The 26,369-nt window shown below is 65.0% G+C and carries 23 protein-coding genes and 2 riboswitches; of the genes, 9 read left to right on the top strand and 14 right to left on the bottom strand.

All coding sequences use genetic code 11. The features are described 5' to 3' along the window. Window positions 1-9: 9 nt before the first annotated feature. Window positions 10-230, top strand: a riboswitch (cobalamin riboswitch). A gap of 36 nt (window positions 231-266) precedes the next feature. Genes QA649_RS30555 through cobT form a run of 3 tightly spaced genes read left to right on the top strand, consistent with a single transcriptional unit; the run spans window position 267 to window position 2,796 of the window. After that, window positions 267-944 carry an energy-coupling factor ABC transporter permease gene (locus tag QA649_RS30555; protein WP_283020451.1) on the top strand — a complete coding sequence of 226 codons (678 nt, stop codon included), beginning with the start codon at window positions 267-269 and terminating at the stop codon, window positions 942-944. A gap of 39 nt (window positions 945-983) precedes the next feature. Beyond that, window positions 984-1,733, top strand: coding sequence for a precorrin-6A synthase (deacetylating) (cobF, locus tag QA649_RS30550; RefSeq protein ID WP_283020450.1), 750 nt, complete (start codon window positions 984-986; stop codon window positions 1,731-1,733). A gap of 10 nt (window positions 1,734-1,743) precedes the next feature. Next, a complete protein-coding gene (cobT, locus tag QA649_RS30545; RefSeq protein WP_283020449.1) occupies window positions 1,744-2,796 on the top strand; it encodes a nicotinate-nucleotide--dimethylbenzimidazole phosphoribosyltransferase in 1,053 nt (350 codons plus the stop codon). Here cobT and QA649_RS30540 read toward each other — a convergent pair. After that, entirely contained in the window at window positions 2,793-3,365 is a 573-nt protein-coding gene (locus QA649_RS30540; protein ID WP_283020448.1) for a histidine phosphatase family protein, read from the bottom strand. The two genes, cobT and QA649_RS30540, sit on opposite strands and share 4 nt — an antisense overlap. Before the next feature lie 72 nt (window positions 3,366-3,437). Beyond that, window positions 3,438-3,640: riboswitch (cobalamin riboswitch) on the top strand. 114 nt (window positions 3,641-3,754) lie between these two features. Between QA649_RS30540 and QA649_RS30535 the strand changes: the two genes are divergently transcribed. Next, on the top strand, window positions 3,755-6,109 hold the full coding sequence (locus tag QA649_RS30535) for a TonB-dependent receptor (RefSeq protein ID WP_283020447.1): 2,355 nt from the start codon (window positions 3,755-3,757) through the stop codon (window positions 6,107-6,109). Window positions 6,110-6,121: 12 nt separating this feature from the next. After that, entirely contained in the window at window positions 6,122-7,540 is a 1,419-nt protein-coding gene (locus tag QA649_RS30530) for a PepSY domain-containing protein (RefSeq protein WP_283020446.1), read from the top strand. 997 nt (window positions 7,541-8,537) lie between these two features. Here the strand turns inward: QA649_RS30530 and QA649_RS30525 are convergent. After that, entirely contained in the window at window positions 8,538-9,713 is a 1,176-nt protein-coding gene (locus QA649_RS30525) for an OpgC domain-containing protein (protein ID WP_283020445.1), read from the bottom strand. A gap of 801 nt (window positions 9,714-10,514) precedes the next feature. Here QA649_RS30525 and QA649_RS30520 point away from each other — a divergent pair. Beyond that, window positions 10,515-11,507, top strand: coding sequence for an AraC family transcriptional regulator (locus QA649_RS30520; protein ID WP_283020444.1), 993 nt, complete (start codon window positions 10,515-10,517; stop codon window positions 11,505-11,507). A gap of 220 nt (window positions 11,508-11,727) precedes the next feature. Here the strand turns inward: QA649_RS30520 and QA649_RS30515 are convergent, their stop codons facing one another. Together QA649_RS30515 and QA649_RS30510 are read right to left on the bottom strand one after the other, a co-directional pair. Further along, window positions 11,728-13,092 carry an amidase gene (locus tag QA649_RS30515; protein WP_283020443.1) on the bottom strand — a complete coding sequence of 455 codons (1,365 nt, stop codon included), beginning with the start codon at window positions 13,090-13,092 and terminating at the stop codon, window positions 11,728-11,730. Continuing rightward, complete coding sequence (locus tag QA649_RS30510; protein WP_283020442.1) at window positions 13,073-14,269, bottom strand: MFS transporter; 1,197 nt, start codon at window positions 14,267-14,269, stop codon at window positions 13,073-13,075. Before QA649_RS30510 ends, QA649_RS30515 begins: the two co-directional genes overlap by 20 nt. Before the next feature lie 26 nt (window positions 14,270-14,295). Here QA649_RS30510 and QA649_RS30505 point away from each other — a divergent pair, with 26 nt between their 5' ends. Continuing rightward, complete coding sequence (locus QA649_RS30505) at window positions 14,296-14,631, top strand: hydroxyisourate hydrolase (RefSeq protein WP_283020441.1); 336 nt, start codon at window positions 14,296-14,298, stop codon at window positions 14,629-14,631. Between the two features lie 238 nt (window positions 14,632-14,869). On the opposite strand, the gene QA649_RS30500 is transcribed toward QA649_RS30505, so the two are convergent. The 6 genes from QA649_RS30500 to QA649_RS30475 all read right to left on the bottom strand — a co-directional run bounded on the left by QA649_RS30500 (window position 14,870) and on the right by QA649_RS30475 (window position 20,300). Beyond that, window positions 14,870-15,685: an ABC transporter permease gene (locus tag QA649_RS30500; protein ID WP_283020440.1), complete on the bottom strand. Its 816-nt coding sequence runs from the start codon at window positions 15,683-15,685 to the stop codon at window positions 14,870-14,872. After that, window positions 15,685-16,548, bottom strand: coding sequence for an ABC transporter permease (locus QA649_RS30495; protein WP_283020439.1), 864 nt, complete (start codon window positions 16,546-16,548; stop codon window positions 15,685-15,687). Before QA649_RS30495 ends, QA649_RS30500 begins: the two co-directional genes overlap by 1 nt. A 3-nt stretch (window positions 16,549-16,551) precedes the next feature. Continuing rightward, window positions 16,552-17,598 (bottom strand): ABC transporter substrate-binding protein, encoded by a 1,047-nt coding sequence (locus tag QA649_RS30490; protein WP_283020438.1) that lies wholly within the window; start codon window positions 17,596-17,598, stop codon window positions 16,552-16,554. Between the two features lie 30 nt (window positions 17,599-17,628). Beyond that, entirely contained in the window at window positions 17,629-18,723 is a 1,095-nt protein-coding gene (locus QA649_RS30485) for an ABC transporter ATP-binding protein (RefSeq protein WP_283020437.1), read from the bottom strand. A gap of 114 nt (window positions 18,724-18,837) precedes the next feature. Beyond that, a complete protein-coding gene (locus QA649_RS30480) occupies window positions 18,838-19,587 on the bottom strand; it encodes an aspartate/glutamate racemase family protein (protein ID WP_283020436.1) in 750 nt (249 codons plus the stop codon). 2 nt (window positions 19,588-19,589) lie between these two features. Then, entirely contained in the window at window positions 19,590-20,300 is a 711-nt protein-coding gene (locus QA649_RS30475; protein WP_283020435.1) for a GntR family transcriptional regulator, read from the bottom strand. Window positions 20,301-20,531: 231 nt separating this feature from the next. On the opposite strand from QA649_RS30475, the gene QA649_RS30470 reads away from it, so the two are divergent. Next, on the top strand, window positions 20,532-21,245 hold the full coding sequence (locus tag QA649_RS30470) for an aspartate/glutamate racemase family protein (RefSeq protein WP_283026141.1): 714 nt from the start codon (window positions 20,532-20,534) through the stop codon (window positions 21,243-21,245). Then, window positions 21,206-22,666, top strand: coding sequence for a dihydropyrimidinase (gene hydA / locus QA649_RS30465; RefSeq protein ID WP_283020434.1), 1,461 nt, complete (start codon window positions 21,206-21,208; stop codon window positions 22,664-22,666). The genes QA649_RS30470 and hydA overlap by 40 nt, the downstream gene beginning before the upstream one ends. Before the next feature lie 27 nt (window positions 22,667-22,693). On the opposite strand, the gene QA649_RS30460 is transcribed toward hydA, so the two are convergent. From QA649_RS30460 to QA649_RS30445, 4 genes are all read right to left on the bottom strand, one after another. Further along, window positions 22,694-23,734 carry a tripartite tricarboxylate transporter substrate binding protein gene (locus QA649_RS30460; protein WP_349254037.1) on the bottom strand — a complete coding sequence of 347 codons (1,041 nt, stop codon included), beginning with the start codon at window positions 23,732-23,734 and terminating at the stop codon, window positions 22,694-22,696. A 201-nt stretch (window positions 23,735-23,935) separates the two neighbouring features. Further along, window positions 23,936-24,601 carry a siderophore-interacting protein gene (locus tag QA649_RS30455; RefSeq protein WP_283020432.1) on the bottom strand — a complete coding sequence of 222 codons (666 nt, stop codon included), beginning with the start codon at window positions 24,599-24,601 and terminating at the stop codon, window positions 23,936-23,938. 102 nt (window positions 24,602-24,703) lie between these two features. Continuing rightward, window positions 24,704-25,390 (bottom strand): class I SAM-dependent methyltransferase, encoded by a 687-nt coding sequence (locus QA649_RS30450; RefSeq protein WP_283020431.1) that lies wholly within the window; start codon window positions 25,388-25,390, stop codon window positions 24,704-24,706. 105 nt (window positions 25,391-25,495) lie between these two features. Beyond that, window positions 25,496-26,314 carry a helix-turn-helix transcriptional regulator gene (locus QA649_RS30445; protein WP_283020430.1) on the bottom strand — a complete coding sequence of 273 codons (819 nt, stop codon included), beginning with the start codon at window positions 26,312-26,314 and terminating at the stop codon, window positions 25,496-25,498. Between the last annotated feature and the right edge of the window lie 55 nt (window positions 26,315-26,369).

Below are 26,369 nucleotides of genomic sequence, written 5' to 3'. Positions count from 1 at the left end.
TGCGAAAGGGGCACACAGGACGGGCATGGTGCTCGACGCGGCGCAAAGCGCCGGAGCATAATCGGGAATGGGGATGGGCGGACCCAGTTGCGGCGCCCAAAACCCCAGCCGCCCCCGCGACTGTAAGCGGTGAGGGGCTCCGATCAGCCACTGGGCCGCAAGGTCCGGGAAGGCCGGAGAACCCCAGTGAACCGCGAGCCAGGAGACCGGCCGTGCATGTTTTGAGGCCAAGGCCGTCGGGTGTGACGGCAGGAAGGAACTGAGCCATGCATATCGAACCCGGAGTCGTGACGGGCGCCAAGCTCGTGTTGAGTTACGCAACCGGCATCGCCGCAGGCGGCGTTGCCTTGAAGCTCGCGGTCGAGACCGTGCGCGAGCAGGGCATCGGCTCGCTCGCCGTGCGCACCCTCGCGACCACCGTGCTCGTCTTCACCTTCTTCGAGATCCTGCCGCACTTCCCGGTCGGCGTTTCCGAGGTGCACTTCATCCTCGGCTCGACCTTGTTCCTGCTGTTCGGCGCGGCGCCCGCGGCCCTCGGCCTTGCATTTGGCCTGCTGCTCCAGGGCGTCTTCTTCGAGCCCGCTGACATCCCGCAATATGGCATGAACGTCACGACGCTGCTGGTGCCGCTGTTCGCGATCCAGGCGATCGCCACGCGGATCATTTCGCGCAACACCGCCTATGTCGACCTCAGGTATCGCCAGGCGCTGGCGCTCTCGACGACCTATCAGGCCGGCGTGATCGCCTGGGTGGCGTTCTGGGCGCTCTACGGCTCCGGCTTCGCCATGAGCAACCTCGCCAACATCGCGACGTTTGCGGCCTCCTACGCGCTCGTCATCGTGATCGAGCCGCTGGCCGATCTCGCCGTGCTGGCGCTGGCGAAGTCGCTGCGCGGCGTCACCGCGCCCGGCCTCGTCACCCCGCGCCTGCACAACGCGGCTTAAGAGACAAGGGGCGGCCGTCATGGCCGCCCCGTACGCCCGATGCTCACGCTCTCCCTGATAGGCATCGGTTGCGGTGATCCCGAGCAGCTCACGCGCGCCGCGATCCACGCCATCAACGCGGCCGATCTCGTCCTGATCCCGCGCAAGGGAAGCGCGAAATCCGATCTCGCCGATCTCAGGCGGACGATCTGCACTGACGTGCTTACCAACAAGACGACGCGCATTGCCGAGTTCGACCTTCCCGTGCGTGATGCGGCCGAGGCGGACTACCGCAAGGGCGTGGACGATTGGCACGACGCTGTGGCCGCCGCGTGGTCGCAGACCATCGCAAGCCATCTCGGCAGTGATGGAAAGGTCGCGCTGCTGATCTGGGGCGATCCTTCGCTCTATGATTCCTCGCTGCGCATCGCGCGGCGGCTCAATCCCTTGCCTGATATCGAGGTCGTGCCCGGCATCACCTCGATCCAGGCGCTGTGCGCGGCGCATGCGCTGCCGCTCAACGATATCGGTGAGCCTTTTCTGGTCACGACAGGACGTCGCTTGCGCGAAGGCGGTTGGCCGCAGGGCGTCGACACGGTGGCCGTGATGCTCGACGGCGGCACCGCATTCCAATCGCTCGATCCGGAAAGCTTGCACATCTGGTGGGGTGCGTATCTCGGCATGCCCGATCAGATCATCATGTCCGGTCGGCTCGCAGACGTGAGCTCGCGCATCGTCGCGACGCGACAGGAGGCGCGCGAGCGGCACGGCTGGATCATGGACAGCTACATTCTCAAGCGCAGGCCGTAAGCGAGGCAGCATGCTCCCCGACTGGGTCACTCAGAAATGCCCCGACATCTCCGCCGCCCATCGCGACGCGGCGATTGCACGGCAGGCGCAACTGACAAAACCGACCGGCGCGCTCGGCCGGCTCGAGCAGCTCGCGATCGAGCTTGCCGGCCTGCAAGCGACTGAGCAACCGCGTGCCGGGTGCGTGCCCATCATCATCTTCGCCGGCGATCACGGCATTGTCGCGCAGGGCGTGTCGGCCTATCCGCAAGGCGTCACCATCGCGATGATGGCGAACTTTGCCTCCGGCGGCGCCGCGATCTCGGTGCTGGCGCGCGAGCTCGGCTCAAACCTGGAAGTTGTTGACGCCGGCACGCTGGCGGAGGGGGCGACGCCTGGCATCGTCACCGACAAGCCGCGCAATGGCACGCGCGATTTCAGCGTCGAGGCTGCGCTCACGCCCACGGAGCTGGCCTTCGCCTTCGAAGCCGGCCAGCGCGCGGTCGCGCGTGCCGAGGCGAGCCAGCCTGATCTCCTGATCTTCGGCGAGATGGGCATCGGCAACACCACGACATCGGCGGCGATTGCCGCGAGCCTGCTCGCTGTCAGCGCCGAGGAGATCGCGGGCAGCGGCACCGGCGTCGATGCAGCCGGCCGCGCGCACAAGGCGCGCGTGATCGATGCGGCGATTGCGCGTCATGGCGTTGCGGGCGCGTCGCCCGAAAAGATCCTGTGCGCCGTCGGCGGGCTCGAGATCGCGGCGATCGCGGGCGCCATCATTGCGGCTGCGCAGCGCCGCATCCCCGTGTTGATCGACGGCTTCATCGTGTCGGTCGCGGCGCTGGCGGCCGTGCGGCTCAATCCGTCGTGCCAGCCATTCCTGCTGCCCTCGCATCAATCGGCGGAGCAGGGACATCGCCTCGTGCTGCGCGCTCTGAACGTGCAGCCGCTGATCAGCCTCGATCTCAGGCTCGGCGAGGGATCTGGTGCCGCCATCGCGCTGCCGCTGGTGCGGCTCGCCTGCGCGCTCCACAATGGCATGGCGACCTTTGCCCAAGCCAATGTGCCGGATCGGCCGGCTTAGCCTGGCCGCTGATTGACGGAGACGACGCGCCAGCCGGTCGCGAGCCGGTCGATCCGGGTCAGCGACAGCGGATCGATCACGAAGCGCAATGCCGCTTCCGGTGTGAGATCGAGCGCGATGCACAGCGCGGCCCGGATCGTGCCGGAATGCACGACGAGCGTTGCTGATCCGGCGCCGATCCGCGAGAGACCCAGCCGGACGCGCGCGACCTGATCCTCAAAGCTCTCGCCGCCCGGTGGTCTCAGGTGCGCGGGATCGCTCCAGAATTGTGCATAGGCCTCGCCGCCGCTCGCCGCGAGCTCGTCATGTCGCCGGCCGGCCCAGTCGCCGAAATCCTGCTCGCCGAACTCGTGCACCAGTTCCGGTTCGAGCCCCAGCGCGCGCGCCGTCTCGATCGTGCGCCGTGCAGGGCTCGCATAGCTCGCAGCTTCCCGCGGCAGGCGCGGCCGCAACGCTTCCAGCTGCGTGCGATCGCTCAGGTCCGCCGGTGCATCGGCGGCATGGATCGTCCCTTTGACGCCGTCGACGGGCGCATGCCGGATCAGCCAGAGGAAGGTCGCGCCTTCCATGCAAATCTCCGAGGAAGTTGGTCGCTGTGGCAATAACGCCGCAACTGGTACATTGACTCTGTCTTGCTGGTAATCCTAGATGCTTGCGACGGTTTCCCCGAGAGGGGATGAAAAGGGAATGCGGTGCGGGGATGTCGTCCCCAATGCCGTGGCTGCCCCCGCAACTGTGAGCGGATAATCCTTCGTCAGAAGCCACTGGGTCCTCGGTCCCGGGAAGGCGACGAAGCGGTCGTGACCCGCGAGCCAGGAGACCTGCCGTCAGCCGTGGTCACACGCGAAGATGTCGGTCGGGGAGTACAGACATTCGGCTTCATCGGAGGGCTGACAAGCCCGTGGTGAGACCTCGTTCGCTGTGACGTGCCACTGACGTCATACCGAGGTCCAAGACCGTGCCTTCCATCCGTATCGTACGACCGCGCAGCGTCCTGCTCGCTTCCGCCGCGCTCACGTCCCTTGCCGTTCTCGATCTGCCTGCTGCACTGGCGCAGCAGGCCCGCGAGCCATTGCCGCCCGTCGAGGTGTCGCCGGCCCAATCCCGCAAGCCGGCCAAGCCGGCTGCCCGGGAAGCCCAGAGCGCCCGCCGCACGGCAGCGCGCAGGCCGGCCGCATCCGTGGTGCCGAAGCCCGCCGTGCCAGCCGCAGCCGCGCAGACGCCGCTCAACACCAATGCGGTGGCTGAAAGCGCCTCGCGCCTTGGGCTGACCGTGCGCGAGATACCGGCGACGGTGGAAGTCATCTCGGCCGAGACCATGCGCGAGCAGGGCTATCGCACCGTGTCCGAGGTGGCGCAAGGTGCGGTCGGCGTGACCTCCGGCGATGCGCCGGGGGAGCCGGCGGGCTTCTCGATGCGCGGCTTCACCAACAGCCAAATCAACACGCTCTACAACGGCATCAAGATCGGCCCGCAGAACGTGACCTCGCGGATCATGGACACGGCCAATCTGGAAGCGGTCGAATTCCTGAAAGGCCCGGCTTCGCTGATCTCGGGCGAGGGCGCCGCCGGCGGCTCGATCAACCTTGTCACCAAGCAGCCGCACACCGGAGCGATCCGCAACGAGGCGGATTTCTCGTACGACTCCCTGAATTCGTTCCGCGCCCATTACGGCTCGGGCGGCAGCACCAACGTAGAAGGACTCGACTACCGCTTCGACATCAGCCGCTCCTCGCTGAACGGTTTTGTCGACGACACCAACACCAAGACGCTCGACGTGTCCGGGCAGCTCAACTACCGCATCTCCGACAGTCTCAAGGTCTGGGGCGCGATCGAGTACCGCGAGGATCGCGGGAAGGCCTATTGGGGCGCGCCGCTGGTGCCGGTCGCCTTCAGCGGTTCTCACGCGACGGCAGGGATTGTCTCCGGAAATTACGTCTCGAACTACAATAAAACCAATCTCGGTGCAGTCACCATCGACGACCGCACCTTCAACACCAACTACAACGTTCTCGACAACCGCAACGTGGCGCAGGAAGTCTGGCTGCGCGGCGGTTTTGAACTGAAGCTCGCGCCCGACCTGACCTTGAAGAGCCAGGCCTATGGTTATGGCGCGGAGCGCAGCTGGTTCAACAACGAGGTCGAGGCGTTCAACTCCGGTACGAACCTGGTCGATCGCGAGCGCTTCTACGTCGCGCACAGCCAGCGACTGGTCGGCAACATTACCGATCTGATCTGGGACGCTGACATCGCCGGCTTCGACAACCGGATGGTCACGACGTTGTCGTCGAGCTACCTCGATTTCGTCCGGCCGGGTGCAGCGAATTTTCCAGGCGACTCCGTGTCGCTGGTCAATCCTGACCGCGGCTTCTACGGCCTGCTCACGACCAAGCAGCAGATCGCGCGCATCGACAACGAGGCGCTGTCGCTCGAGGACCGGCTCAAGCTGACGCGCAGCTTTGCGCTGGTCGGCGGCCTGCGCGTCGAGCATATCGGGCTCGACCGCAACTCGACCGACGTCAACGGCCTGGTGAACGCGGGCTTTCCGTTCACCAAGGATTGGGCGCCGGTGACGGGACGCATCGGCTACACCTGGGATGCCGTGCCTGGACTGACCTTCTTCAGCCAGTACGCGACCGGCGCGGACGTGTCCGCCAACAACATCTTCCTGCTGCTGCCGACCCAGCCGCTCGACCTGACGACATCGCGGACCTACGAGACCGGCGTCAAGCACCTGTTCTGGGACAACCGGGCGGAGTGGTCGTTCTCGGCCTATGACATTGTACGCAAGAACGTCTATGCGGCAGCCGGCGGCCAGACGCTCAACATTGCGGGACGACAGGAATCGAAGGGCGTGGAGCTCGCCGCCTCGGTGCGGCCGATCGAGCCCCTCCGGCTGTGGGGCAACATCGCCTATGTCGATGCGCGCTATGCCGACTACAATTTCGCCGGCGGCTCGTTCTCGGGCAACACGCCGCCGAACGTGCCGCGCATCGTCGCCAATGCTGGTGCGTCGTACCGGTTCTTCACGCCGTGGCCGGTGGAGCTCGGCATCGTCGGCCGGCACGTCGGCGATCGCTACAACACCGACGCCAACACGGTGACGATGAACGCCTACACGGTCGGCGACGTCTATGCCTTCGTCGATATCCCGAAGACGGTCTTCAATGCCGTCGACCAGGCCCGCCTGACCTTCCGGGTGCGCAACTTCACCGACAAGCGCTACGCGATCTGGGGCGATCCGTTCTATCCCGACCAGATCCTCTTGGGCGCGCCGCGCACCTACGAGATCTCGGCGGCGTTCAAATGGTAGGGCGCTGACCGCATGATGGGCGCGATCGTCCTCTCGCATCGCTGGCTCGGGATCGCGTTCTGCCTGCTGTTCGCGATGTGGTTCGCGAGCGGAATCGTGATGCACTTCGTTCCGTTTCCGTCGCTGACGGAGGCGGAACGGCTTGCTGGCCTGGCGCCGGTGGATCGAGGTGAGTTGCGGATCACCGTTGCCGATGCGGTGACTGCGAGCGGCATCGTCGACGCCACCCGTGTCCGTCTGATAAGGAGCGATGGGCCGGTCTACGTCGTGTCGGGGCCCTCGCACCTGCGCGCAGTTCGCGCGACCGGCGGGCTGGATGCATCGGTGCGGTTGCCCGATGTCGCACTTGTCATCGCGGGTGCGCATGCGCGTCGGCGCGGGCTCGATGCCGCGCATGCGGCGGTCGTTGCGCACGCGGACCACGACCAATGGAGCGTACCGAACGGCTTTGATCGCCACCGGCCCTTGTTTCGCGTGGCCCTCGGCGATGCAGCCGGAACGGAGGTCTACGTCTCGTCGCGCACCGGCGAGGTCGTGCTGGATACGACGCGGAGCGAGCGCGGCTGGAATCTTGCCGGCAGTGTGCTGCACTGGATCTACCCGACGGTCCTCAGGAGCAATTGGGCGCTGTGGGATCGCGTGGTCTGGACCCTGTCGCTGCTGGCCCTGATCGCGGCGGTGCTGGGCGCGGTGCTCGGGATCGTGCGTGTGAAGATGCAGAGACGCCAGATCGCGACGCCGTATCGCGGCTGGCACGCGCTGCATCACGTCATCGGTCTCGTCGCGACCGTCTTTGTGCTGACCTGGATCTTCAGCGGCTGGCTTTCCATGGATCACGGCCGGCTGTTCTCGCGCGGGCAGCTCACTCCGGCCGAAGCCGGCGTGATTGACGCTCCGCCCGACTGGACGGCGGCTCCATCGCCGGACCGGAATCCGCTATCGCCATCGGCCCGTGAAGTCGAATGGTTTGCGTTTGCCGGCAATGTCTACCGGCGCGAGCGCATCGATATCGACAAGCAGGTTGTGGTGCGGCCGGATGGTGGAGAGTCGGAAGGCCTCGGCGCGCAGGCGATCGGGAGCATGATGACGCGGCTCGCGACGGGCTGCGACGCACCCTCCATCATCGCTGATAACGACGACTATCCCGCGCAGTCCATCGTCCCCGGTGCTTCCGTCTACCGCTCCCGCTGCGGTGATGTCTGGTTCGACATCGACGCGGCCGATGGCCGTGTGCTGCAAAGGCTGGATGCGTCGCGGCGGGCCTATCGCTGGGCCTATAGCGCGCTCCACACGCTCGATTTTCCAATCCTCATCGCACATCCGCGCTTTCGCGATGTCCTGATCGTCGGCCTTTGCGCGCTCGGGTTGGCGTTCTCGATCACCGGAATTGTCATCGGATGGCGGCGGCTGCGTCTGTCTTTCGCCGGCTAGGGCGCCCGATCAAACAAAAAGTGTGAAAACAACCCCATGCACAGTAGCCGGTGATAATGGAATCAACGGCTTACGCAGGCGTCGTCGCGATTTGACCCGTCGGGCAAAACAGGGGTATGTTGCTATTATTCCGAAATAGTCGCGAAAGCTAGGCCGTCTGCCGATAAAGCCTGGCGGCATCATGTAACTGGTGACTACGTCCGCGTTGCACTAATAGCGACCAAGTTCGTGGGCCAGCGCAGTATGTCGCGATGGGCCAACAGGTGACATTCGCAGTGGAAGAGGCGCCAAGTGAAAGAGGCCGCCGACTTAGGCGACCTTACTTCTTTCGGGATCGCTCCAATCAAGGACCTTGCCGGATCGCTCCAAGACCAAAGTGCTTTTTGCCAGCGTCATGTAATTGTCCGCCAGCATCTGAAGCTGGTAGCGAGAATGCGAGTCAGAAGTCTCTTCGGCCGCTCTGCTGTAATGGCCCGCTAGTTGCGCAAATTTGTCCGGCGTCGTCGTGGCCGGGCGTGAAGGAAACGGTCAGTGGGCGCGCTGACGCCATCAATTTGATGACGCTCCTGCTTGCGCAATTCATCTACTAGACGTTCGAGGTAGGGCGGCAGGGGTGAGGCTTCGAGAAATAAGTCCTGTTGCAACCTGTCACCCACCTCGTCGCAGATCGACCGGGCAGTCTTAGGGTCGATGTGGCCCGATGTTCGACTGGTCGGTTCCATATCGCGACCTTTCGATTAGGCCCCCCGATTCACATAAGTTACAGGGGTGAGGAATGTTTCGCGTAGCTTCGAAAGATGGCCGGGTTCCGGCCAATGGAACGAAGGCTCTACCCAATGCCATAGAGACTTACCTTCGTGATGTGCGTCAGACTTATTGCCATCGTCAGCGCTATCAAGTCCGCTTCACCCCACATGAGCGGATATGGAGCAGACATGCCGGATCGGCAGCTTCGGGCCAAGAGCTGCTCTCCGTGCTCCAGCCGCAATCTACCAGCTTAGCGAACCGGCGGAACTTTCCCGATCGACTGCGTCCCCGCTGACGTCCGCTCGCGCTGGGTTCCGATCGCGTTCAGTAACCGCGCGACGCCGATCATCATCAGCACTCCGGCAACACTAACCACGATCTGCATCGCAAGCCCCTCCGAGAGGTCGAGCACCGTAAGTTGGCTGGCGAGCGCCAGAAGGACGCCGAAACAATAGATCGGCAGCGAATTCTCGCCACAGCACTTCGCGCAGCTCAGCACCGGCGTCGATAGCCCCTCCCAATTCCGAGGAATGAATCGTAGCGCCACAATTGCAAGGGCCACAAAATGCAGCAGCCGTATCGGACTGAGATTCGATTTATCCAGTGGAAATAGCAGGTCCCTCAAAATTTGCGAGACCAGCGGCTCGATGCTCCAACTCTGTACAAGGACCAGGCCGAAAACTAGATAGAGAACGGCCAGAACAAGCGTCAAGCGCGACATCACCCACGGCCGGAATTTCGCTCCCTCAATGACGCACCATGCGCCCAGCACGATCAGAAACTGCCAAGCCAGCGGATTGAAGAACCAGACGCCGTTGGGCCAGGCGGAAACTCTCCAACCAAAGACGTGCACTAGCGCGTAGAGCAACAAGGACACCCCAAGCGTGACGTTCGGCGCTCGCAGCAGCAACCACAGCAGCGGCGCGAACAGCACGTGAAAAATCACAAAAACCGGCAGGACGTCAGTGTTGACAGGCCGGTATTGCAGGATTGCGGCGTGCGCAAGCGTTGCGCCCGGACGTTCGAGCAGAATTCGCGTATTGCTCCCGTCGGCGAGATCATCGCTGCCCGCAAGGTAGACCAGGATGGTGCAAGCGAGTGTAAGCAGTAGAAACGCCGCGTAGATGTCCCATCCCCGGCGCAGCGAACGGCCGATCATGCCGCTCCAGCCCTCGCGCTCACGCGCCCTGCCGTAGGCCAGCGCACAGGTCACGCCCGAGAGGAACATGAAGATCTCGGCGGCATCGCAGAAACCGTAGTTGCGCGGTGTCAGCCAGCTCCCGATGTTATTGGGAACATGATCGAGAAAGATCCACCATAACGCGATCCCGCGACAGACATCGATACGCAGATCGCGGCCGGCCGCTTTGAACTCCGGCGGAGTGTCGCCGAACAATCGCGTCGAGGTTTGAGTTCGATCGTCCATCTGTTGGCCCGCGCTCGCGCCTCATAGGGTCGATAACGCGCTCCAGCTATCCGATGGATGATGGGGGCTCCTTCGTCGCCCAGCTACTCCTTCGAGCGCCAGAGTCGGGAGGATCATCGTCCTCCCAAGGCGTTTCCAGGATCTTGTCGCCCACGCCCCGTATCAAAAGTTGCTTTCGCATTTCGGTGAGGCGGGCCCGGCAGTACTCGCGATAGAGCACGTCGAGTATGGTGGACATGATCGAACCTCTTCCTGGTCACCACGGTTGACGTCCCATGTGACAGATTTCGACCATTTCATCCGGCAGCTAAAAAGGAACAGTGCCGGGAAGTAATTTGGGTCCGACGAACCTTAAGGGTGATGCGGCGATCAAGGCACGATAGGAAACCGGTATCAGAGGACAGTGTTGTTCTGCGGAACTTCTGCCCGTGGGCCGATGAGCCCGATCAGTCGCGAGCAGTGCAATAAAGTTGGATCTGGTCTTGCAGCCTGCCAGAGATGTTCAAACTGGATCCGATGGCAGCAATTTGAAATAGAGCCATTACAATCATCTCCTCTTAAAGGAGATATTTTGCACGAGGCATCTGCAATCAAAAATTGCCGTAATTTTCTGGTCGCCACGTGAGCCAGTTCACATCAGCATCAATCACAGGTGAATGAGACTAGCAGACAAATGAAGTAGCTTCTTGGAATCCTGCGTACCTGGGGAGACGGTCGGTGCGCGAATTGCAAAATACGGATACCGGCAGCTGGCCTGCCGCAGCATTTTGACCCAGTGGCTTATCAAGGCTGGAGGTCCCCATGTCTACGGACGCAGCCGATTTCGTATCGCATCGATTCTCGACGCGCGAGCATCCGGAGCGGATGCGACTTCCACTATGGCGCGAGAGGTTTGTGCGGGGAATAGTTCACGTCGATATCGAACCTCTAACGAACGCTCCGTTTCAAGCCGACGCAACATTGCAAGCGCTCCGGGGTCTACGCACGCTCGCACTGAAGGGCTCTCCCATGCGCTTCAAGCGCTTGCGGGCGAGCGTTGCTGACGGCGACGACTCGATCGGCCTCATCGTCTGCTTACCCGGCAAAAGTCGTTTGTCGCAGCGCGGCCGGGACATCGAGCTTTGCGCCGGCGACGCAATCTCGATTCTGCATTCGGAGCCCGCTACCGTCACCTATATCGAAGGAATACTATTTGGTCTGTCGGTACCCCGCGAGGCACTTGCGCAACGCGTGACAGACATCGAGAGCCTCGCCATGCGGCCGATTCCTCAGCGAAATGAACCACTCCGCCTCCTCATGGCCTATATGAAGTCAGCATTTAAGGAGGGAGCTCTGGCCGCCCCCAAGCTGCGTGATGCGGTCGTAGCTCACTCCTGTGATCTTGTTGCGCTCGCGGTCAGCGAGTGCGCTCCCTTGGGCGAGAGCGATGCGAGTGCGGTCGTGGCCGCGCGCCACACCGCGGTACTCGACTACATCGCGGCACACTTTCAGAAGCCTGGGCTTAGCGTCGAGGAGGTCGCTCATCGCCAAGGCATTTCACCTCGCTATCTGCAGCGCCTGATGGCGTTATCAGGATCATCGTTCACCGGGCACGTGAATGAGCTACGTCTCCAACTTGCGTTCAAACTGTTAACCGAGGCGCGCGTCAGCGCGCAGCTAATTTCCGATATCGCGCTGGAGGTAGGCTTCTCGGATGTTTCGCATTTCAATCGCCTGTTCCGAGCTCGCTTCGGCGATTCGCCGCGTGGGGTTCGTTACGCCGGCAGGGATCCCGGCCGAGCCACGTGCCCCTGATCGGCGCGCGCGCGAGATCCTGCTAGCGAATGTCCGAGACGGCTCATTTTCGACGGTTTCAGCGTAGATTGTCGGCCGGCTGATATCCGCTTCTACCTCGTAGGCGCCCAACCCGAGCCTGCCCGGAAGCGTTGCGCCCGGCCAGACCCGTGTGATTCAAGCTTCCAAACTGGAGGTCAAATCATGCGCCACGAACTCGCCGATTATGAATGGCTTGCCATCAAGCCAGCTGTGCCTCGATCTGCCGCGCGGCGCGCAGCAGCGTCCGGTCCTGGCCGCGCCGGGCGATGATCTGGAGACCGAACGGAAGCCCGTTTGCGTCGGTCCCGCACGGAATCGAAATCGCTGGCAGGCGGGCGTGATTGACGAACGGCGTGAACACGGCATGCGCGCGCGGGCTCGCCGCGCGGCCGCCGATCGTGGCGGGTCCCGCTTGCGTGAACGGCCAGGCGACACAGGGGACGGTCGGCGTCAGCAGCAGGTCGACCTCGGTAAAGAAGGCCGCGAAGGCGTCGGCGATCGCGGAGCTCGCGACGAGCGCGCCGGCAACATCAGTGCCTGACCAGGACAGTCCTCGCTCGATCTGCCTGGCGATATCAGGGTCGAAGGCGGTCGGATCCTTGCGGAAAGCGTCGCCATAGAGGGCGGCGAGGCCGGCATGCTGGAGCGGCATGATGGCCTCTTCGGTCGCGCCGGCCGGCCAGACGGGATCGCGCTGCGTGATACGCAGGCCGGCGGCGGAGAGACGGGCGATGACGGAAACCAGCCCATTGGCGACGACATCATCGACCGCAACGTCGAGCCCGAGGCGCGGCGAGAAGGCGATGCGCAAGTCCACGATGTCCTCGGTCTCTTGCGCTATGCCAGCCGAATCCGGATCGCGGGGATCGATGCCGGCCATGGTCTCGAAGGCCAGCGCGATGTCGGCGACGTCAGTGGCGATCGGGGCGATGACGGAGAGGCCGAAGAACGGTTCGGCGAAGCCGGGCCCATAGGGGATCGCGCCGTAGGACGGCTTGAAGCCGGCGACGCCGACATGGGCGGGGGGCCTGCGGCTCGAGCCGCCCGCATCGGTGCCGATCGCGAGCGGCACGAGGCCGGCCGCAACCGCAGCGGCCGGGCCGCCCGACGAGCCGCCCGGTGTCAGCGCGGGATCGAGCGGATGCAGTGTCGGCCCGAACAGCTGAGAGGTGGTGACGCCCTTGCTGGCGAACTCGGACGTCGCGCCGATGCCGACGACGACCGCTCCGGCATTGCGCAGGCGCTCGACCGCGACGGCGTCACGCGGTGCGATGAAATCGGCAAACAGGCGCGAGCCCTGCGTCACGCGCCAGCCGCCGACCCAGATGTTGTCCTTGACGATGACGGGGACGCCGGCGAGCGGCATGGTCTCACCGGCACGCAGGCGCGCATCAACCGCCGCCGCGTCGAGCAGCGTGCGTGCGGGATCGACAGTGACGACCGCGTTCAAGGCCTTGCCGGCCTCGATGGAGCCGAGGGCGGCCGTGGCGGTCTCGACAGCGGTCGTCCGCCCCGCGATGACGTCGGCAGCAATCTCGCGCGCGCTATTTGTCGGCTTTGTCATGGCCTCCCCAGATCAGCGCCACTGTGCCACAGAGGGCCAGGCACGCCAGGGCAAAGAAGGCCGCGCCGAGGCCAGCTACACCATCCAGGATCGATACCACGGCCGGCGCCGCGAGCAGCCCGGCATAGGATGCTGTCAGCACCGCGCCGGTGGTCTCGCCGATCCGGTCCTGCGGAGCGAGGCGGGCGATCTCGGCGATGAAGACGCCATTCCAGCCCGACGCCGTCAGGCCAAACAATGCGGCAACGATGAATTGTCCGTTGCGGCCGAGCGATGCGCCGTCGAGACCGAGCAGCGCGGCGCAGAAGGCCATGCCGAGGCCAATGACGATGAGCACGGCGCGGGAGGCGTCGAGGCGCATGGCGACATAGCCCCAGCCGAGACGGCCGACGAGGCCGCCGACTTGCGCGCAGGCGAGTGCCATGCCGGCCTCGATATGGCTGAGACCAAGCTCTCGTGTGCCGAGCGTGACGAAGACCGTGTTGAGCGACACCTGCATCGCGCTGAACGGCATCGAGGCCAGCGCCAGCATCGCGATACGCCGGTCCGCCGTCATCAGCGCCAGCCGCGCGCGGAGATCGAGTTTTGGCGGCGGGACGAACTTGACGGCGTAAGCCGGCCGCAGCCGCTCGAACAGCGCGATCGCGAGCAGCGCGCAGAGGCCGACGGCCGCATAGCACCAGGCCGGTCCGAACGCGATGGCGATTGCGGGCAGGGCCAGCGAGCCGCAGACCGCGCCGATCTGGTTGCCGGTCTGGCGCACCGAGAACACGAAGGCGCGGCGCTCGGCGGTGACGAGCCGCGACAGCAGCGCCGCACTTGCGGGCGTCTCCGGGCCCATGGCAAGGCCGAGGCAGAGGCCCGCGGCCAGCAGTGCGGCGCTCGATCCAAGCGAAGCCAGGGCCATGCCGAGGACGATGGCCGCCGCGCACAGGCTCGCGATCCGCAGCGAGCCAACCCGCGCGATGAAGCCGCCGCCCCAGAACGAGGCGGGAATGCCGACCGCGAACACCGCGCAGGAGAACATCGAGAGCTGCCAGACCTCGATATGGGCGCGGGGCGCGACCACGCCGGGTGCGAACAAGGCCAGCGCGACGAGGGCCTGGAGCGCGGTCATCGCCCCCAGGGCCGGCAGCAACGCGGGCGCTGGCCGAATGGCCGTGTTTCCGTCTACCATGGCGCTGCGCTCATGGGAGGAACATTGTGGCAGGCGGCATTTCCATTCACGCGGTCGATGTGGCGAGCGGGCGTCCGGCGCAGGGGCTGCGCGTCGAGATCTGGCGGATCGATCCGGACTCGCTGCGCATCGCCGACGGGCGGCTCGGTGCCAACGGCGTGCTCGATCATTCCGTTGCGCAAGGCGCAGGCGTGACGGCTGGTGAGTACGAGGTGCTGTTTCATCTCGGCGAGTTCTTTGGCGAGCACGACGGCTTCCTGACCGTGACGCCGTTCCGTTTCCGCATCAAGAACGTTGACGAGCATTTTCATCTGCCGCTGAAATTCACGCGCTGGGGCTATTCGCTGTTCCGCGGCGCCTAGAGTGTGAGGCCCTCAAGTCGAATCGAGTTTGGCTGCTGGCGGTGCTCTCTCCGTTCCCCCCTTGCGGGGGAGGGGCGGGGAGGGGTGTGCCACACGGGGACTCTTTCGGTTGCTCACCCATACGCGATGTACCAATCGGCACCTTTTGCTGAGCCACCCCTCTCCCTAGCCCTCCCCCACAAGGAGAGAGGGAACGCACCTTCATTGCGGAGCTAGGCGCGGCTCATCCCATCAGTCCTTAGTTCGTCAGCCGCCGCGACAGGCCGGTGATGCGCTCCATCACCGCGACCAGCGCGACGGTCGCGATGATCAGCACGCCCGAGAGCGCGGCGATGGTGACATCCAGCTTGCCTTCGAGGTCCTGCCACATCCGGATCGGCAGCATGTCGGTCGCGGCATCGCGCAGGAACAGCGATACCGGCACGTTGTCGAAGGACGACATGAAGGCGATGAAGGCGCCGGCGATGATGCCGGGCCGGATCAGCGGCAGCACGATCCTGCGGAACGTGTAGAGCCGGCTTGCGCCCAGCACCGCCGAGCTTTCGAGCAGGGTCGGCTCGAGCTGGGCGAGGGCTGCGACCGTGTTGCGCACGACATAGGGCACGCAGACCACGGTGTGGCCGATCACCAGCGTCAGCGGCGACACCGGTAGGCCGACCAGCGAGAACAGCATCAGGGCGGCAAGGCCAAAGGCGAGTGCGGGCAGCACCAGCGGCGACATGAAGAGGGAATCGAGCAGCCGCGCCGACAGCGTCCGCGACCTGGAGATCGCGAGCGCCGCGGCGACGCCGAGGACGACGGACAGGCTAGTTGCCCACAGCGCCACGATCAGGCTGTTCTTGGCCGCGAAATGCAGCTGCCAGGCATTCCACAGCTCGGCGTACCAGCGCAAGGAATAGCCGGGCGGCGGGAAGCGCAGCGAGAAGCCGCTTGTGAAGGAGACGATCAGCACCACCAGCGACGGCGCGATGATGATGACAAGCGCGATCACCGCGATCACGGTCATGACGAGCTCGAAGCTGATCGCCTCGAGAGTGCGCTTGCGGCCGCTCATCATGCGCCTCCATAGCCGCGCGACATGCGGCCGAGCGTGGTGAAGACCGAGACGACCGCGAGCACGGCGAGCAGGAAGATGATCGAGATCGCGGCCGCAAACGGCCAGTTCTGCAGTGTCGAAGCCTGCTGGTAGAGATACATCGGCATGAACAGCATCTGCCCGCCGCCGATCAGCGACTGGGTGATGAAGGCGGTGATCGCGGCGGCATAGGTCAGCGTGCAGCCGGCGATGACGCCGGGCAGCGACAGCGGTAGCACGATCCGGAAGAAGGTGCGCCAGCTCCCGGCGCCGAGCGAGCAGGAGGCATCGTCGAGATTGGGATCGATGCGGCCGAGCGCGGTGATCAGGGGCAGCGTCATCAGCGGCATCTGCACCTGCGCCAGCGCGATTACCACGCCGAACTGGGTGTAGAGCAGTTTTAGCGGCGTATCGATGATCCCCAGGGATTGCAGCGTCGCGTTGATGATGCCCTGGCGTCCGAGGATGACGATCCAGGCGAAGGTGCGCACCACGACGCTGGTCAAAAGCGGCAGCAGCACGATCAGGATGATGATGGTCTGCAGCTTCGGCCCGACCCGCTGATACAGCCAGGCGATGGGAAAGCCGAGCACGAGGCAGACGGCGGTCACCTCGGCCCCCAGCAGCAGCGTCGAGCCGAGCACGCCGAGGCTGAAGGGATCGGCGAGGAAGTGCAGGTACTGGCCGAGCCCCCAATGGAGCGCGGCCGTGTCGTTGTGCAGCGAGAGCCAGAGCAGTTGCAGCAGCGGCGCGACGAAGAACAACAGGAAGAACAGCGCCAGCGGCGCTGCCAATCCCATTCCGTAGGACGTCACGTCCCGCGATGCCGGTGCTGCGCCCATAGCTTAGATCTTGATCTCGCGGTTGAAGCGCTCGATCCAAGCCGAGCGTTGCTCGTTGATCTTCTTCCAGTCCTGGAACACGAACTTCTGCTTCAGCTCGGCGGTGTCCTTGGCCAGCACGCGCGCGATCTCGCCGCCCATCGTCACCTTGGAATTGGTCGGCACGATCAGATAGGGCGGGTTCATCAGCGTGGTCTGCACCTCCGGCGTCAGCGCCGCCTCGATCAGCTTGAAGGCGAGCTCGCGGTTCGGCGAGTTCTTGACGATGTGGATCGTGGTCTTGAAGGCGATGGCGCCTTCCTTCGGCGCAACGAACTCGACCGGCACGCCGCGCGCCTTGAGGATCTGGATGGCGTTGAAATTGCCGGGCGAGATGTCGATCTGGCCCTGCTGGAACAGGGTCGCGAGCGCGCCGGGATTGGCGGCGACCGCGGCGAGATTGGGCTTCAGCTCCTCCAGCGCCTTGAAGCCGGGATCGACATTGGCCTCCGAGCCGCCGCGCATCTTGGCGATCTCGACCAGCCAGCCGGTGCCGAGCGTCGAGTTGAGGTTGGTGATGCCGACGCGGCCCTTGAACTCCGGCTTCCAGAGATCGGCCCAGGAGGTCGGCGGCGTCTTGACGGCTTCCGGATTGTAGGTGAGGCCGACGACCTGGAAGAACGGGGCAGGGCCCATCGGCTCCTGCGCCTCGGCGATCAGGTCCTTGTAATAGGCGCTCTTCTCGACCGGATAAGGCTCGACCAGATCCTGGCCGATGGCGACGAGGGCGGGGCCGGGATCGTGCAGCATGACATCGATCGGCGGATTGGCCTTGGCGGCGTTGACCTTCGCGATCTGGTCGACCGAGAGCATGGGGTCGAGCACCATCGCGGCGTCCGCATTGGCTTTCCGGAATGCGGGCACCAGCACGGCCTTGTGCGCTTCCTCCCAGCTTCCGGTGAAGGTCGCAAACACCAGCGGACGGGCCTGGGCGTAGCTCAGGCCCGGAAACGCCTTCATGGCCCCGAGTGTGAGCGCCGTGGTCAGCAGGCTTCTGCGGTTGATGATCATGTCGAACTCCCCTCTGGACATAAACTGGATCTAAAGCGTTGCGGGAAAGGCGTTGGCGAGCGATGGGGCAAGCGGAGCAAGGCGCACCGCAGCGCCGCTCTCCAGCGCGCGCGTCTCGCCGATGCGCGCCTGCGAGACCTTGACGCCGGAGCCGTCGGCAGTGGTGACCTCGTGCACGACGGTGGCACCCAGCGGCAGCGACATGCCGACGACGCCGGCAAAGCCGGTCTCGTCGCCGACGAATTGCAGATGCTCGGGGCGGATGCAGACCGTGACGCGGCCGCCTTCGCTGAGCGTACCGCCCGCGGGCCGTGCGACGATTTCCGCGCCGGCATCGAGGCGCACCTTTGCCGCCGTGCGATCCGCCGAGACCACGACACCGGGCATGCGGTTGGTGGAGCCGACGAAGGTGTTGACGAACAGCGTCTGCGGACGATCGTAGACGTCGGACGGCGAGCCGAACTGCTCGAGCTTGCCGTGGCTCAGCACGGCGACGCGGTCGGCCATCGACAGCGCTTCCTCCTGGTCGTGCGTCACGATCAGCGTGGTGATGCCGGAGACGCGCTGCAGCCGCTTGACCTCGATCTGCATGTCCAGCCGTAAATTCTTGTCGAGCGCGGCGAAGGGCTCGTCGAGCAGCAGGATCGACGGCTTGATCGCGAGTGCGCGGGCGAGCGCGACGCGCTGCTGCTGGCCCCCGGAGAGCTGCCGCGGCAGCCGCTCGGCCATGGTCGGGAGTTGCACCAGCTCGAGCAGGCGCTGTGCCTCGCGCTGGCGCGCGGCCTTGTCGATGCCGCGGGCGGCGAGGCCGTAGGCGACGTTCTCGCTGATCGACAGATGGGGAAACAGAGCGTAGTTCTGGAACACGATGCCGACAGCACGCTTGTTCGGCGGCAGCGCATCGACGATGTCGTCGCCGATGATGATCCTCCCCTGCGTCTGCGCGATGAAGCCGGCGATGATGCGCAAGAGCGTGGTCTTGCCGCAGCCGGACGGGCCGAGCAGCGCGATGATCTCGCCGCCCTTGATGTCGAGATTGATGTTCTCGACCGCAAGCGCGCCACTTGGATACCGGTGGGTGACCGCGTCGACGACGAGCGATCGGCCGCTTGGCGCATCAGCCATGGTGTTGCCTCCCGTTGCTCCAGAGGAGAAAGCAAGTCTCGTGCCCTGGTTCGGCGGTGGCCGCACAATTGAATATGGATTGAAGATCGTCCATCGCCCCAGCCGCCCCTCCGATCAGCTGTCGCGATGCTCGAGCCGCGCGGCAAGCGCGTCGGCAAGACCAATGGTCGGCTTGGCGGCGGGCCGGCGGAACGTGCCGGCGCTCGCCTTGCGCAGGCGCAGCGCATGAAGCGCCTCGGCTTGCTTCACCGAGGCGATGACCTGATCGACCACGGGGACGGGGATCCGGTCCGCGACGCGCTCGGCAAGGCCCGAGAGCGGGGCGCCCGCAAAAATCAGCACATCGGCCTCGTCCTCGACGATGGCTCGCTGGGCGAGCTCGACCAGCACATCCTCCTTCTCGGTGCCGACCTCGGAGATCGCCTGAAAGGGTGTATCGAGCATGCGGATGCCGGCGCAGCGCTCCCACAGCCCGTGGGCGCGGACGCATTCCTCGTACCAAGGGCCCAGCGCTTGCGCGAAGGTCACGATGGCAAAGCGGCGTCCGGCCATGCAGGCGGTCAGCATCGCCGCTTCCGCCATGCCGACCACGGGAATGTCGAAGGTCTCGCGCGCGGCGAACAGGCCGGGATCGCCGAAGGCCGCGATGATTGCGGCGTCCACCTTCATGTGCTGCTCGGCCAGCATCTCCAGCGCGATGGCGCCGCCGATCTGCGCTTCCGTGCGCGTCGCGATATAAGGCACGCCGCGGGATGCGGTGCAGGGAATCAGCTCCGTGCCTGATGCGGCCGCGCGCTGCCCGACACCCATCATGAGCTCGGTGACTGCGGCGCTGGTGTTGGGGTTGAGCAGCAGCAGCTTCATGACTATGCCGCCGTTCGCTTGGCTTGAGAGGCGGCGAGAACTTCGAGCAGCGCCGTGCCGGTGCGCGCGACATGGGCGCCGAGCAGGCGGCCGGCGGCTTCGCCGTCGCGCGCTTCGAGGGCGGCCAGGATATCGGCGTGCTCGTCGACCGAATTGCTCCAGCGCCTGTCGGCACCGAGCGCGAGATAGCGGGCGCGTTCGGCGCGGGAGATCAGCGTCTCGTGGGCTTCGCGGAGCGGCGTGTTGCGGGCCATGCGGACGATGGTGTTGTGGATCTCGCCGTTGATGGCGAAATAGTCGTCGAGCTTGCCGTTGCGGTGATGACCTTCCATCCGGGTCTGAAGCGTGCGCAGGCGGGCGAGGTCGCGCTCGGTGGCGCGCTCCGCGGCAAGCTCGGCGGCGAGCCGCTCGATACCGGCGAGGGCCTCGAACAGTTCCTGGATGTCCTCGACCGCGATATCGGCGATGCGCGGGCTGCGGTTGGGACGAAGCTCGATCAGCCCTTCCGCGGCGAGCACCTTCATCGCCTCGCGCAAGGGCGTGCGCGACACGCCGAGCTCCTTCGACAGTTTTGTTTCCTGGGTCTGCGAGCCCGGCGGCAGCTCTCCGCGAATGATCATCGTCCGCATTCGCGCAGCCGCGCGCTCATGCAGGCCCATCCGCTTGAGTTTGGGCGACTTTCGTCCCGGGTTCGGTTCGGATTTCTGCTGCACGCGAGATTTCCTGCTTGCAACTCATCCTAGCCATTCCGAGCCGAAGGCGATGCCCAAATAGGCGACGTATGTGGCTTAAAACAAATGCATATCGAACAAATTGCATGCAGTATGCAAATTGCGGGTTGCGCGCCGCGCCGGGGATGCCGATGATCGTTTCGAGGGAGCGTTGATGCGCTCCGCGGCAACGGAGCGATCGTGATCGATGTAGTCTTGCGCAAACGCCTCGGCATGATCACGCCGTCCTCCAACTCGGTGCTGGAGCCCGTCACAAGTGCCATGCTGGCGGGCGTCTCCGGCATCACCGCGCATTTCGCGCGCTTCCGCGTCACCGAGATCGCGCTCGACGCCGCCGCGCTGAGCCAGTTCGACGCCTCGGTGATGCTGCCGGCCGCGGACCTGCTGGCCGATGCCAAGGTCGACGCGATCGCCTGGAACGGCACCTCCGCAAGCTGGCTCGGCATCGGCCGCGACCGGAGCCTGTGCGAGGCGATCACGGCACGCACGGGTGTGCCTGCGACGACGTCGACGCTCGCTTGCATCGATGCCGCCCGCGCGCTCGGCGCAAAACGCGTTGGCCTGGTCTCGCCCTACACCGACGACGTGCAGCGGCGGATCGGCGACGTCTGGGCTGAGGAGGGGATCGCACCTCATGCCGAGCGGCATCTGGGCTTGCGCGACAATTTCTCCTTTGGCGAGGTCGAACCCTCGACGATTGCAGGTATGATCCGTGCCGTGGCGACGGAAGGCGCGGACGCCATCGTCATCCTCTGCACCAATCTCGATGGCGCCGCCTTGGCGGCTACGCTGGAGCGGGAGCTGGACATCGTCGTGCTCGATTCGGTGGCGGTGACGCTGTGGCGGACCCTCGACCTCGCCGGCGGCGACATCAGAGCCCTTGCGTCATGGGGCCGGATCTTCCAGACATCAGCGGCCATCAAGTGACGGAGACATCAGTGACCCAGCTCGATCTCGCCATTCGCGGCGGCACCATCGTGACGGCCAGCGACGAGTTTCGTGCCGATATCGGCATTCAGGGCGGCCGCATCGTCAGCATTGCCGAGCGGATCGAGGGCGCGGCGCGCGAGATCGACGCCACCGGCCTGCTTGCGCTGCCGGGCGGCATCGACAGCCATGTCCACATCTCGCAAGCCTCGGGTCCCGACGTGGTGATGGCCGACGACTTTGCCTCGGCGACGCGCGCGGCGGCGGCCGGCGGCAACACCATGGTGCTGCCCTTCGCGCTGCAGGAGAAGGGCACGTCCCTGCGCACCTGTGTCGAGGACTATCGCAAGCTCGCCGAAGGTGAATGCTATATCGACACGGCCTTCCACCTCATCATCTCCGATCCGACCGCGGTCGTGCTCGGGCAGGAGCTGCCGGCCCTCGTCAAGGACGGCTACACCTCCTTCAAGGTGTTCATGACCTATGACGACCTCGTGCTCAGCGACAAGCAGCTGCTCGAGGTGTTCGAGGTCGCGCGCCGCGAGGAGGCGCTGGTCATGGTCCATTGCGAGGGCTACGATGCCATCCGCTTCCTCACCAGCAAGCTGGAGCGCGAAGGCCACATTGCGCCCTATTATCACGGCACCTCGCGACCCCAGGCCGTCGAGCGCGAGGCGACGCATCGCGCCATCAGCCATGCCGAGGTGATCGGCGTTCCCATCATGATCGTGCACGTCTCGGGCCGCGAGGCGATGGAGCAGGTGCGCTGGGCCCAGCAGCGCGGATTGCCGGTGCATGCGGAGACCTGTCCGCAATACATCACGCTGACGGCCGACGACATGAAGGGCCTGAACATGGACATCACGGGCGCGAAATATGTTTGCTCGCCGCCGCCGCGCGATGCCGAGAGCCAGCAGGCGATCTGGGAGGGCATCACATCAGGCGTGTTCCAGACCTTCTCGTCCGATCACTGCCCGTTCCGCTACGACGATCCCAAGGGCAAGCTGACGCCGAACGCCCGCACCTCGTTCCGCTGGGTGCCGAACGGCATTCCCGGTGTCGAGACGCGGCTGCCGATCCTGTTCTCGGAAGGCGTCTCGAAGGGACGCATTACGTTGCAAAAGTTCGTCGAGCTGACCGCGACCAACCACGCCCGCATCTACGGCCTCTATCCGCGCAAGGGCTCGATCGGCGTCGGCTTCGATGCCGATGTCGTGCTGTGGGACCCCAAGCTGAGGAAGAAGATCCAGCAGGCCGACCTGCACCACGGCGCGGACTACACGCCATGGGAAGGTTTTGACGTCACCGGCTGGCCCGTCACGACCATTGCGCGGGGCCGTGTCGTCTACGAGCAGGGCAGGATCGTCGGCGACAAGGGCGCGGGCGAGCTGCTGAGCCGTGGCAAGTCGAGCCTGGTGTGATCGGTCACATCGGCTCGATGTGACTGACTACATCGGCTCGATGCCGATCTTCCTGATGATCCCGGCCCATTTCGTGGTTTCCGTGGTCATGTAATCCGTCAGGCCTTTGGGGTCCATCACCAGCGGCTCGGCGCCCTGTTCGACGAAGAGGGCGCGCACCTTCGGATCGTTCACGGCTTCGATCATCGCCTTGTAGAGCTTGTCGACCACGGCCTTGTCGGTATTCGCCGGCGCAAGCAGCGCAAGCCAGGCCGCACTCTCGTAATTTTTGAGGCCGGCCTCGGCCGCGGTCGGCACATCCGGCAGCGCCGTCATGCGCTTGTCGCTGGCCACCGCGAGCGGGCGCGCATCGCCGCTCTTGATCAGGCCGAGGACGTTCGGCAACAGCTGGAAGCCCAGCGGCACCTGGCCTGCGATGAAGTCCGGCGTGTAGGCGGCGATGTTGCGGTAGGGCACGTGCGTGAGCTCGGTGCCCGTGAGCTGCTCGAAATAGGCCGCCGACAAATGCTGCGACGAGCCGACGCCGACCGTGCCGTAGTTCAGCTCGCGCGGATGCCCCTTGGCGTAGTCGATCAGCTCGGCCAGCGATTTCGGCGGCAGCTTGGAATTGATCACGATGACATTGGGCATCGTGGCGAACAGGCCGATCGGGGCGAGATCCTTCAGCGGATCGTAGGGAAGCTCCTTGTAGAGCGACTTGTTCGCGGCCAGCGGGCCGGAGGTGCTCATCAGCAAGGTGTAGCCGTCGGGGGCCGCATGCGCCGCGGCCGCGGTGCCGATATTGCCGCCGGCGCCGGGACGATTGTCGACCACGAAGGCCTGTCCCAGTGCCGTGGACATGCGGTTGAGCAGGATGCGTGTGATCACGTCGCTGGCGCTGCCGCCGGCAAAGGGCACGAGCACCTGGACCGGGCGGGCGGGATAGTCTTGCGCTTGCGCAGAACGCAGTCCGGTCGCGGCGAGCAGGGCACCGCCGCCGAGTGCGAGCAACGACCTCCGATCGGGATGAAAACCGTCAGCATGCCCAGCTGTGTTATCCGTGTTCTTGCTGCGACCGAACCGTGCCATCTCGGACTGGATCTCCCGACTGTCTCTTTGTGCGAGCCCTGGGATCGTCCGGGACAAGAGTCGGGATGAAGCCAGGCCGCGTTTTCTGCGCCTGGACCGTAGCGAGCAGGCTGCCGCGGTCGTCATGCCTGCTCGTCTCAAAACTTACCAATGCGTCTCATTCTGCGGTGGGCGCGACATCTTGTCCGAGCGAGATGAGGCTCAATCCAGTCCGGTTTTGCCCGGCGACCAATAGGCTTTGGCCTTGATCCGCGACGATGCGACGCCCGCGGCTTTCAGCGCACGGCTGATGCGCTGGATCGAGGATGCCTTGCCGGTCAGGACGAAATGCGCTCCGTTTGCAGCAAGACGCAGCATTTCCGCTTCGACGGTCGCGAGGTGATCCTCGTCGGTGCTGCGCGCGATCAATCTCGCCTGGCCGAGGCTGATGGCCTCCAGCACTTGCTGCGATGTTGCGACATCTGTGGCTTCGAACATGTGGAGTGCGCCACCTGCCTGCAAATTGTCGCGCAAGGCGGCCGCCAGGCCAAACGACGTCTCGTCGCCGAACAGCACAACAGGTGCCTCGAAGCCGGCGAGATCGAGCGAGCGGCGCGGCCCGAAGAACTGGCAGATATCGCCTTCGCGCAAGCCGCTCGCCCATCGGGCGCCGGGACCCTCGCCATGCGCAAAAGCAAGGAGCCTTGTCCTGCCGCGCCCGTCCCACGACATCGGCGTGTAGGTGCGCGCGCTCAGGCCCGCGCCGATCGCGAGCTGGATTTTTTGCCCCGCGGTCCAGGCGACGTCCTTGAGGGCCTCGCCTTCGAGCTCGATGAGCCGAAAGTGCGGCGACAGCGTCTCGACGGTCACGACGCGTGCAGGGCGCATCAGCCATCGCAGCAACATGCGTGTGACGCGGCCTTGCGGGACCTCCGATGGTTCGGAGATTTGCGGGGCTTGGCCGGACTCGTTCAAGGCTTGGCTCCCGGATCAGATCTTGATGGTGAGTTCGTTGCCGCGGCCGGGATCGAACGGCAGCGACAGTGAGAGGTAACCATTCTGGGGATCTCTGACGTAGTCGATATAGCCTGAGGCTTCCTCGAACGCGTTCTCGCCGACGATGAGCGCGCCGGGCTTCAGATGCGGCTCGAGCAGCTTGAGAATGGGAAGATAGAGCGTGAAGGCGCCGTCGAGCATCACCATGTCGATCTCACTGACGCCGGAGCTGAGCGTCTCGCGGGCATCGCCGAGTCTGAAGTCGACGAGGTCGGCAAGCCCTGCGGCCGCGACGTTCTTCTGTGCCCGCTCGATCTTGCCCGGTTCGAGATCGGTCCCGATCAGGCGGCCGCCGCCCATGTCGCGTAAGGCGGCCGCCATGTAGATCGCGGAAATGCCCATCGAGGAGCCGAATTCGACGATGCACGTCGCCTTGCAGGCGCGGGCGCACATATAGAGGAAGCGTCCGAACCGCGGCGAGACGCTGAGAAAATTGTTCCCAAACCGCTGGTAGACTTCATTGAGATCGCGGCTCTCGGCCGCGATGGCCTGGCTGATCATCTCTTCGCGGCTCGTGCCTTCATTCACGAAGGCCTGCATCAGCGGCGCGTCGGCGGTCTCCGCTTCCTGATGAAGACGATACAGGACGTCTGCGACGAGGCCACTGCTGATCGAATCCATGTATCCGGCTCCCTTGCAATGCGCCGACCGGCGCTTCGGAGCCTGGATACGAAATCGCAGCTGCGACCGCATTCCGCGAACGGGACAATCGATTGCGATTTCCGGTCAGTGCGCGCGGCGCTCGGCCAGATATCGCGCCGGCGGCTTGCCCAGCGCTTTGCGGAACATGGTGACAAAGGCGCTCGCGCCCTCATAGCCGAGATCGAGCGCGACTGTTTGCACCGAGGCGCCCTGGTCGAGGCGCTGAAGTGCGATGAGGATGTGCAGCTGCTGGCGCCAGCGGCCAAAGCTCATGCCGGTCTCGCGTTGCAGGATGCGGGTGAGGGTGCGTGGGGCGACGGCGATGCGCCGGCCCCAATCGTCGATCGTCGCGCGGTCGGAGGGATCTTCCATCATCGCGCTGGCGATCCGGCGCAGCCTGGCGTCTACAGGCATCGGGAAACGCAGCTCTTCGACCGGCGCCGCCGAGAGCTGGTCGAGCAGCACCGTGGCGATGCGGCCGTCGGCGCCGTCGACGTCGTACATGACGGGCATGTGGGCCGCGTGCTCCAGCAGATTTGCCAGCAAGGGCGAGATTGACAGCGCGCAGCATTGCCGCGGCAACGTCGGGGCCGCATCCGGCTCGACGAACAGGCAATACATCTCGACATCGCCGATCACGGTGACGCTGTGCGGGACATGACCGGGAATCCACACCGCGCAGCGCGGCGGCACGATCCAGACGCCGTGCGCGGCCTCGAGCCTGACGATGCCCCGCAAGGTCAGGACAAGCTCGTCCTTGCGATGCTCGTGCATGGCCAGCTCCATGCCCTTGGTGGCCATGCGGCCGCCGAAGGCGGCGATGGCGCGCGGCACGGTCTCGGGGTCGAAGCCCTCGAGATCATCGGGGACAGTATGGTCGTCGTTGAGCTGGAAGAAGGGCATGGCGGGAGGATGGCGGATCCAGACGCGATGGGTGCTATCGACAATATCGGCTTGC

Source organism: Bradyrhizobium sp. CB1717 (genome assembly GCF_029714325.1).
GTDB lineage: Bacteria > Pseudomonadota > Alphaproteobacteria > Rhizobiales > Xanthobacteraceae > Bradyrhizobium.
This window is presented reverse-complemented; position numbering and strand designations above follow the sequence as displayed.

Bases quoted from the DNA above. Each gene is read 5' to 3' on its own strand.
- QA649_RS30555 (WP_283020451.1), top strand. From the start codon at position 267: ATGCATATCGAACCCGGAGTCGTGACGGGCGCCAAGCTCGTGTTGAGT.
- cobF (WP_283020450.1), top strand. From the start codon at position 984: ATGCTCACGCTCTCCCTGATAGGCATCGGTTGCGGTGATCCCGAGCAG.
- cobT (WP_283020449.1), top strand. From the start codon at position 1,744: ATGCTCCCCGACTGGGTCACTCAGAAATGCCCCGACATCTCCGCCGCC.
- QA649_RS30540 (WP_283020448.1), bottom strand. From the start codon at position 3,365: ATGGAAGGCGCGACCTTCCTCTGGCTGATCCGGCATGCGCCCGTCGAC.
- QA649_RS30530 (WP_283020446.1), top strand. From the start codon at position 6,122: ATGATGGGCGCGATCGTCCTCTCGCATCGCTGGCTCGGGATCGCGTTC.
- QA649_RS30525 (WP_283020445.1), bottom strand. From the start codon at position 9,713: ATGGACGATCGAACTCAAACCTCGACGCGATTGTTCGGCGACACTCCG.
- QA649_RS30520 (WP_283020444.1), top strand. From the start codon at position 10,515: ATGTCTACGGACGCAGCCGATTTCGTATCGCATCGATTCTCGACGCGC.
- QA649_RS30515 (WP_283020443.1), bottom strand. From the start codon at position 13,092: ATGACAAAGCCGACAAATAGCGCGCGCGAGATTGCTGCCGACGTCATC.
- QA649_RS30510 (WP_283020442.1), bottom strand. From the start codon at position 14,269: ATGGTAGACGGAAACACGGCCATTCGGCCAGCGCCCGCGTTGCTGCCG.
- QA649_RS30500 (WP_283020440.1), bottom strand. From the start codon at position 15,685: ATGAGCGGCCGCAAGCGCACTCTCGAGGCGATCAGCTTCGAGCTCGTC.
- QA649_RS30495 (WP_283020439.1), bottom strand. From the start codon at position 16,548: ATGGGCGCAGCACCGGCATCGCGGGACGTGACGTCCTACGGAATGGGA.
- QA649_RS30490 (WP_283020438.1), bottom strand. From the start codon at position 17,598: ATGATCATCAACCGCAGAAGCCTGCTGACCACGGCGCTCACACTCGGG.
- QA649_RS30485 (WP_283020437.1), bottom strand. From the start codon at position 18,723: ATGGCTGATGCGCCAAGCGGCCGATCGCTCGTCGTCGACGCGGTCACC.
- QA649_RS30480 (WP_283020436.1), bottom strand. From the start codon at position 19,587: ATGAAGCTGCTGCTGCTCAACCCCAACACCAGCGCCGCAGTCACCGAG.
- QA649_RS30470 (WP_283026141.1), top strand. From the start codon at position 20,532: ATGATCACGCCGTCCTCCAACTCGGTGCTGGAGCCCGTCACAAGTGCC.
- hydA (WP_283020434.1), top strand. From the start codon at position 21,206: ATGGGGCCGGATCTTCCAGACATCAGCGGCCATCAAGTGACGGAGACA.
- QA649_RS30460 (WP_349254037.1), bottom strand. From the start codon at position 23,734: ATGGCACGGTTCGGTCGCAGCAAGAACACGGATAACACAGCTGGGCAT.
- QA649_RS30455 (WP_283020432.1), bottom strand. From the start codon at position 24,601: ATGCGCCCTGCACGCGTCGTGACCGTCGAGACGCTGTCGCCGCACTTT.
- QA649_RS30450 (WP_283020431.1), bottom strand. From the start codon at position 25,390: ATGGATTCGATCAGCAGTGGCCTCGTCGCAGACGTCCTGTATCGTCTT.
- QA649_RS30445 (WP_283020430.1), bottom strand. From the start codon at position 26,314: ATGCCCTTCTTCCAGCTCAACGACGACCATACTGTCCCCGATGATCTC.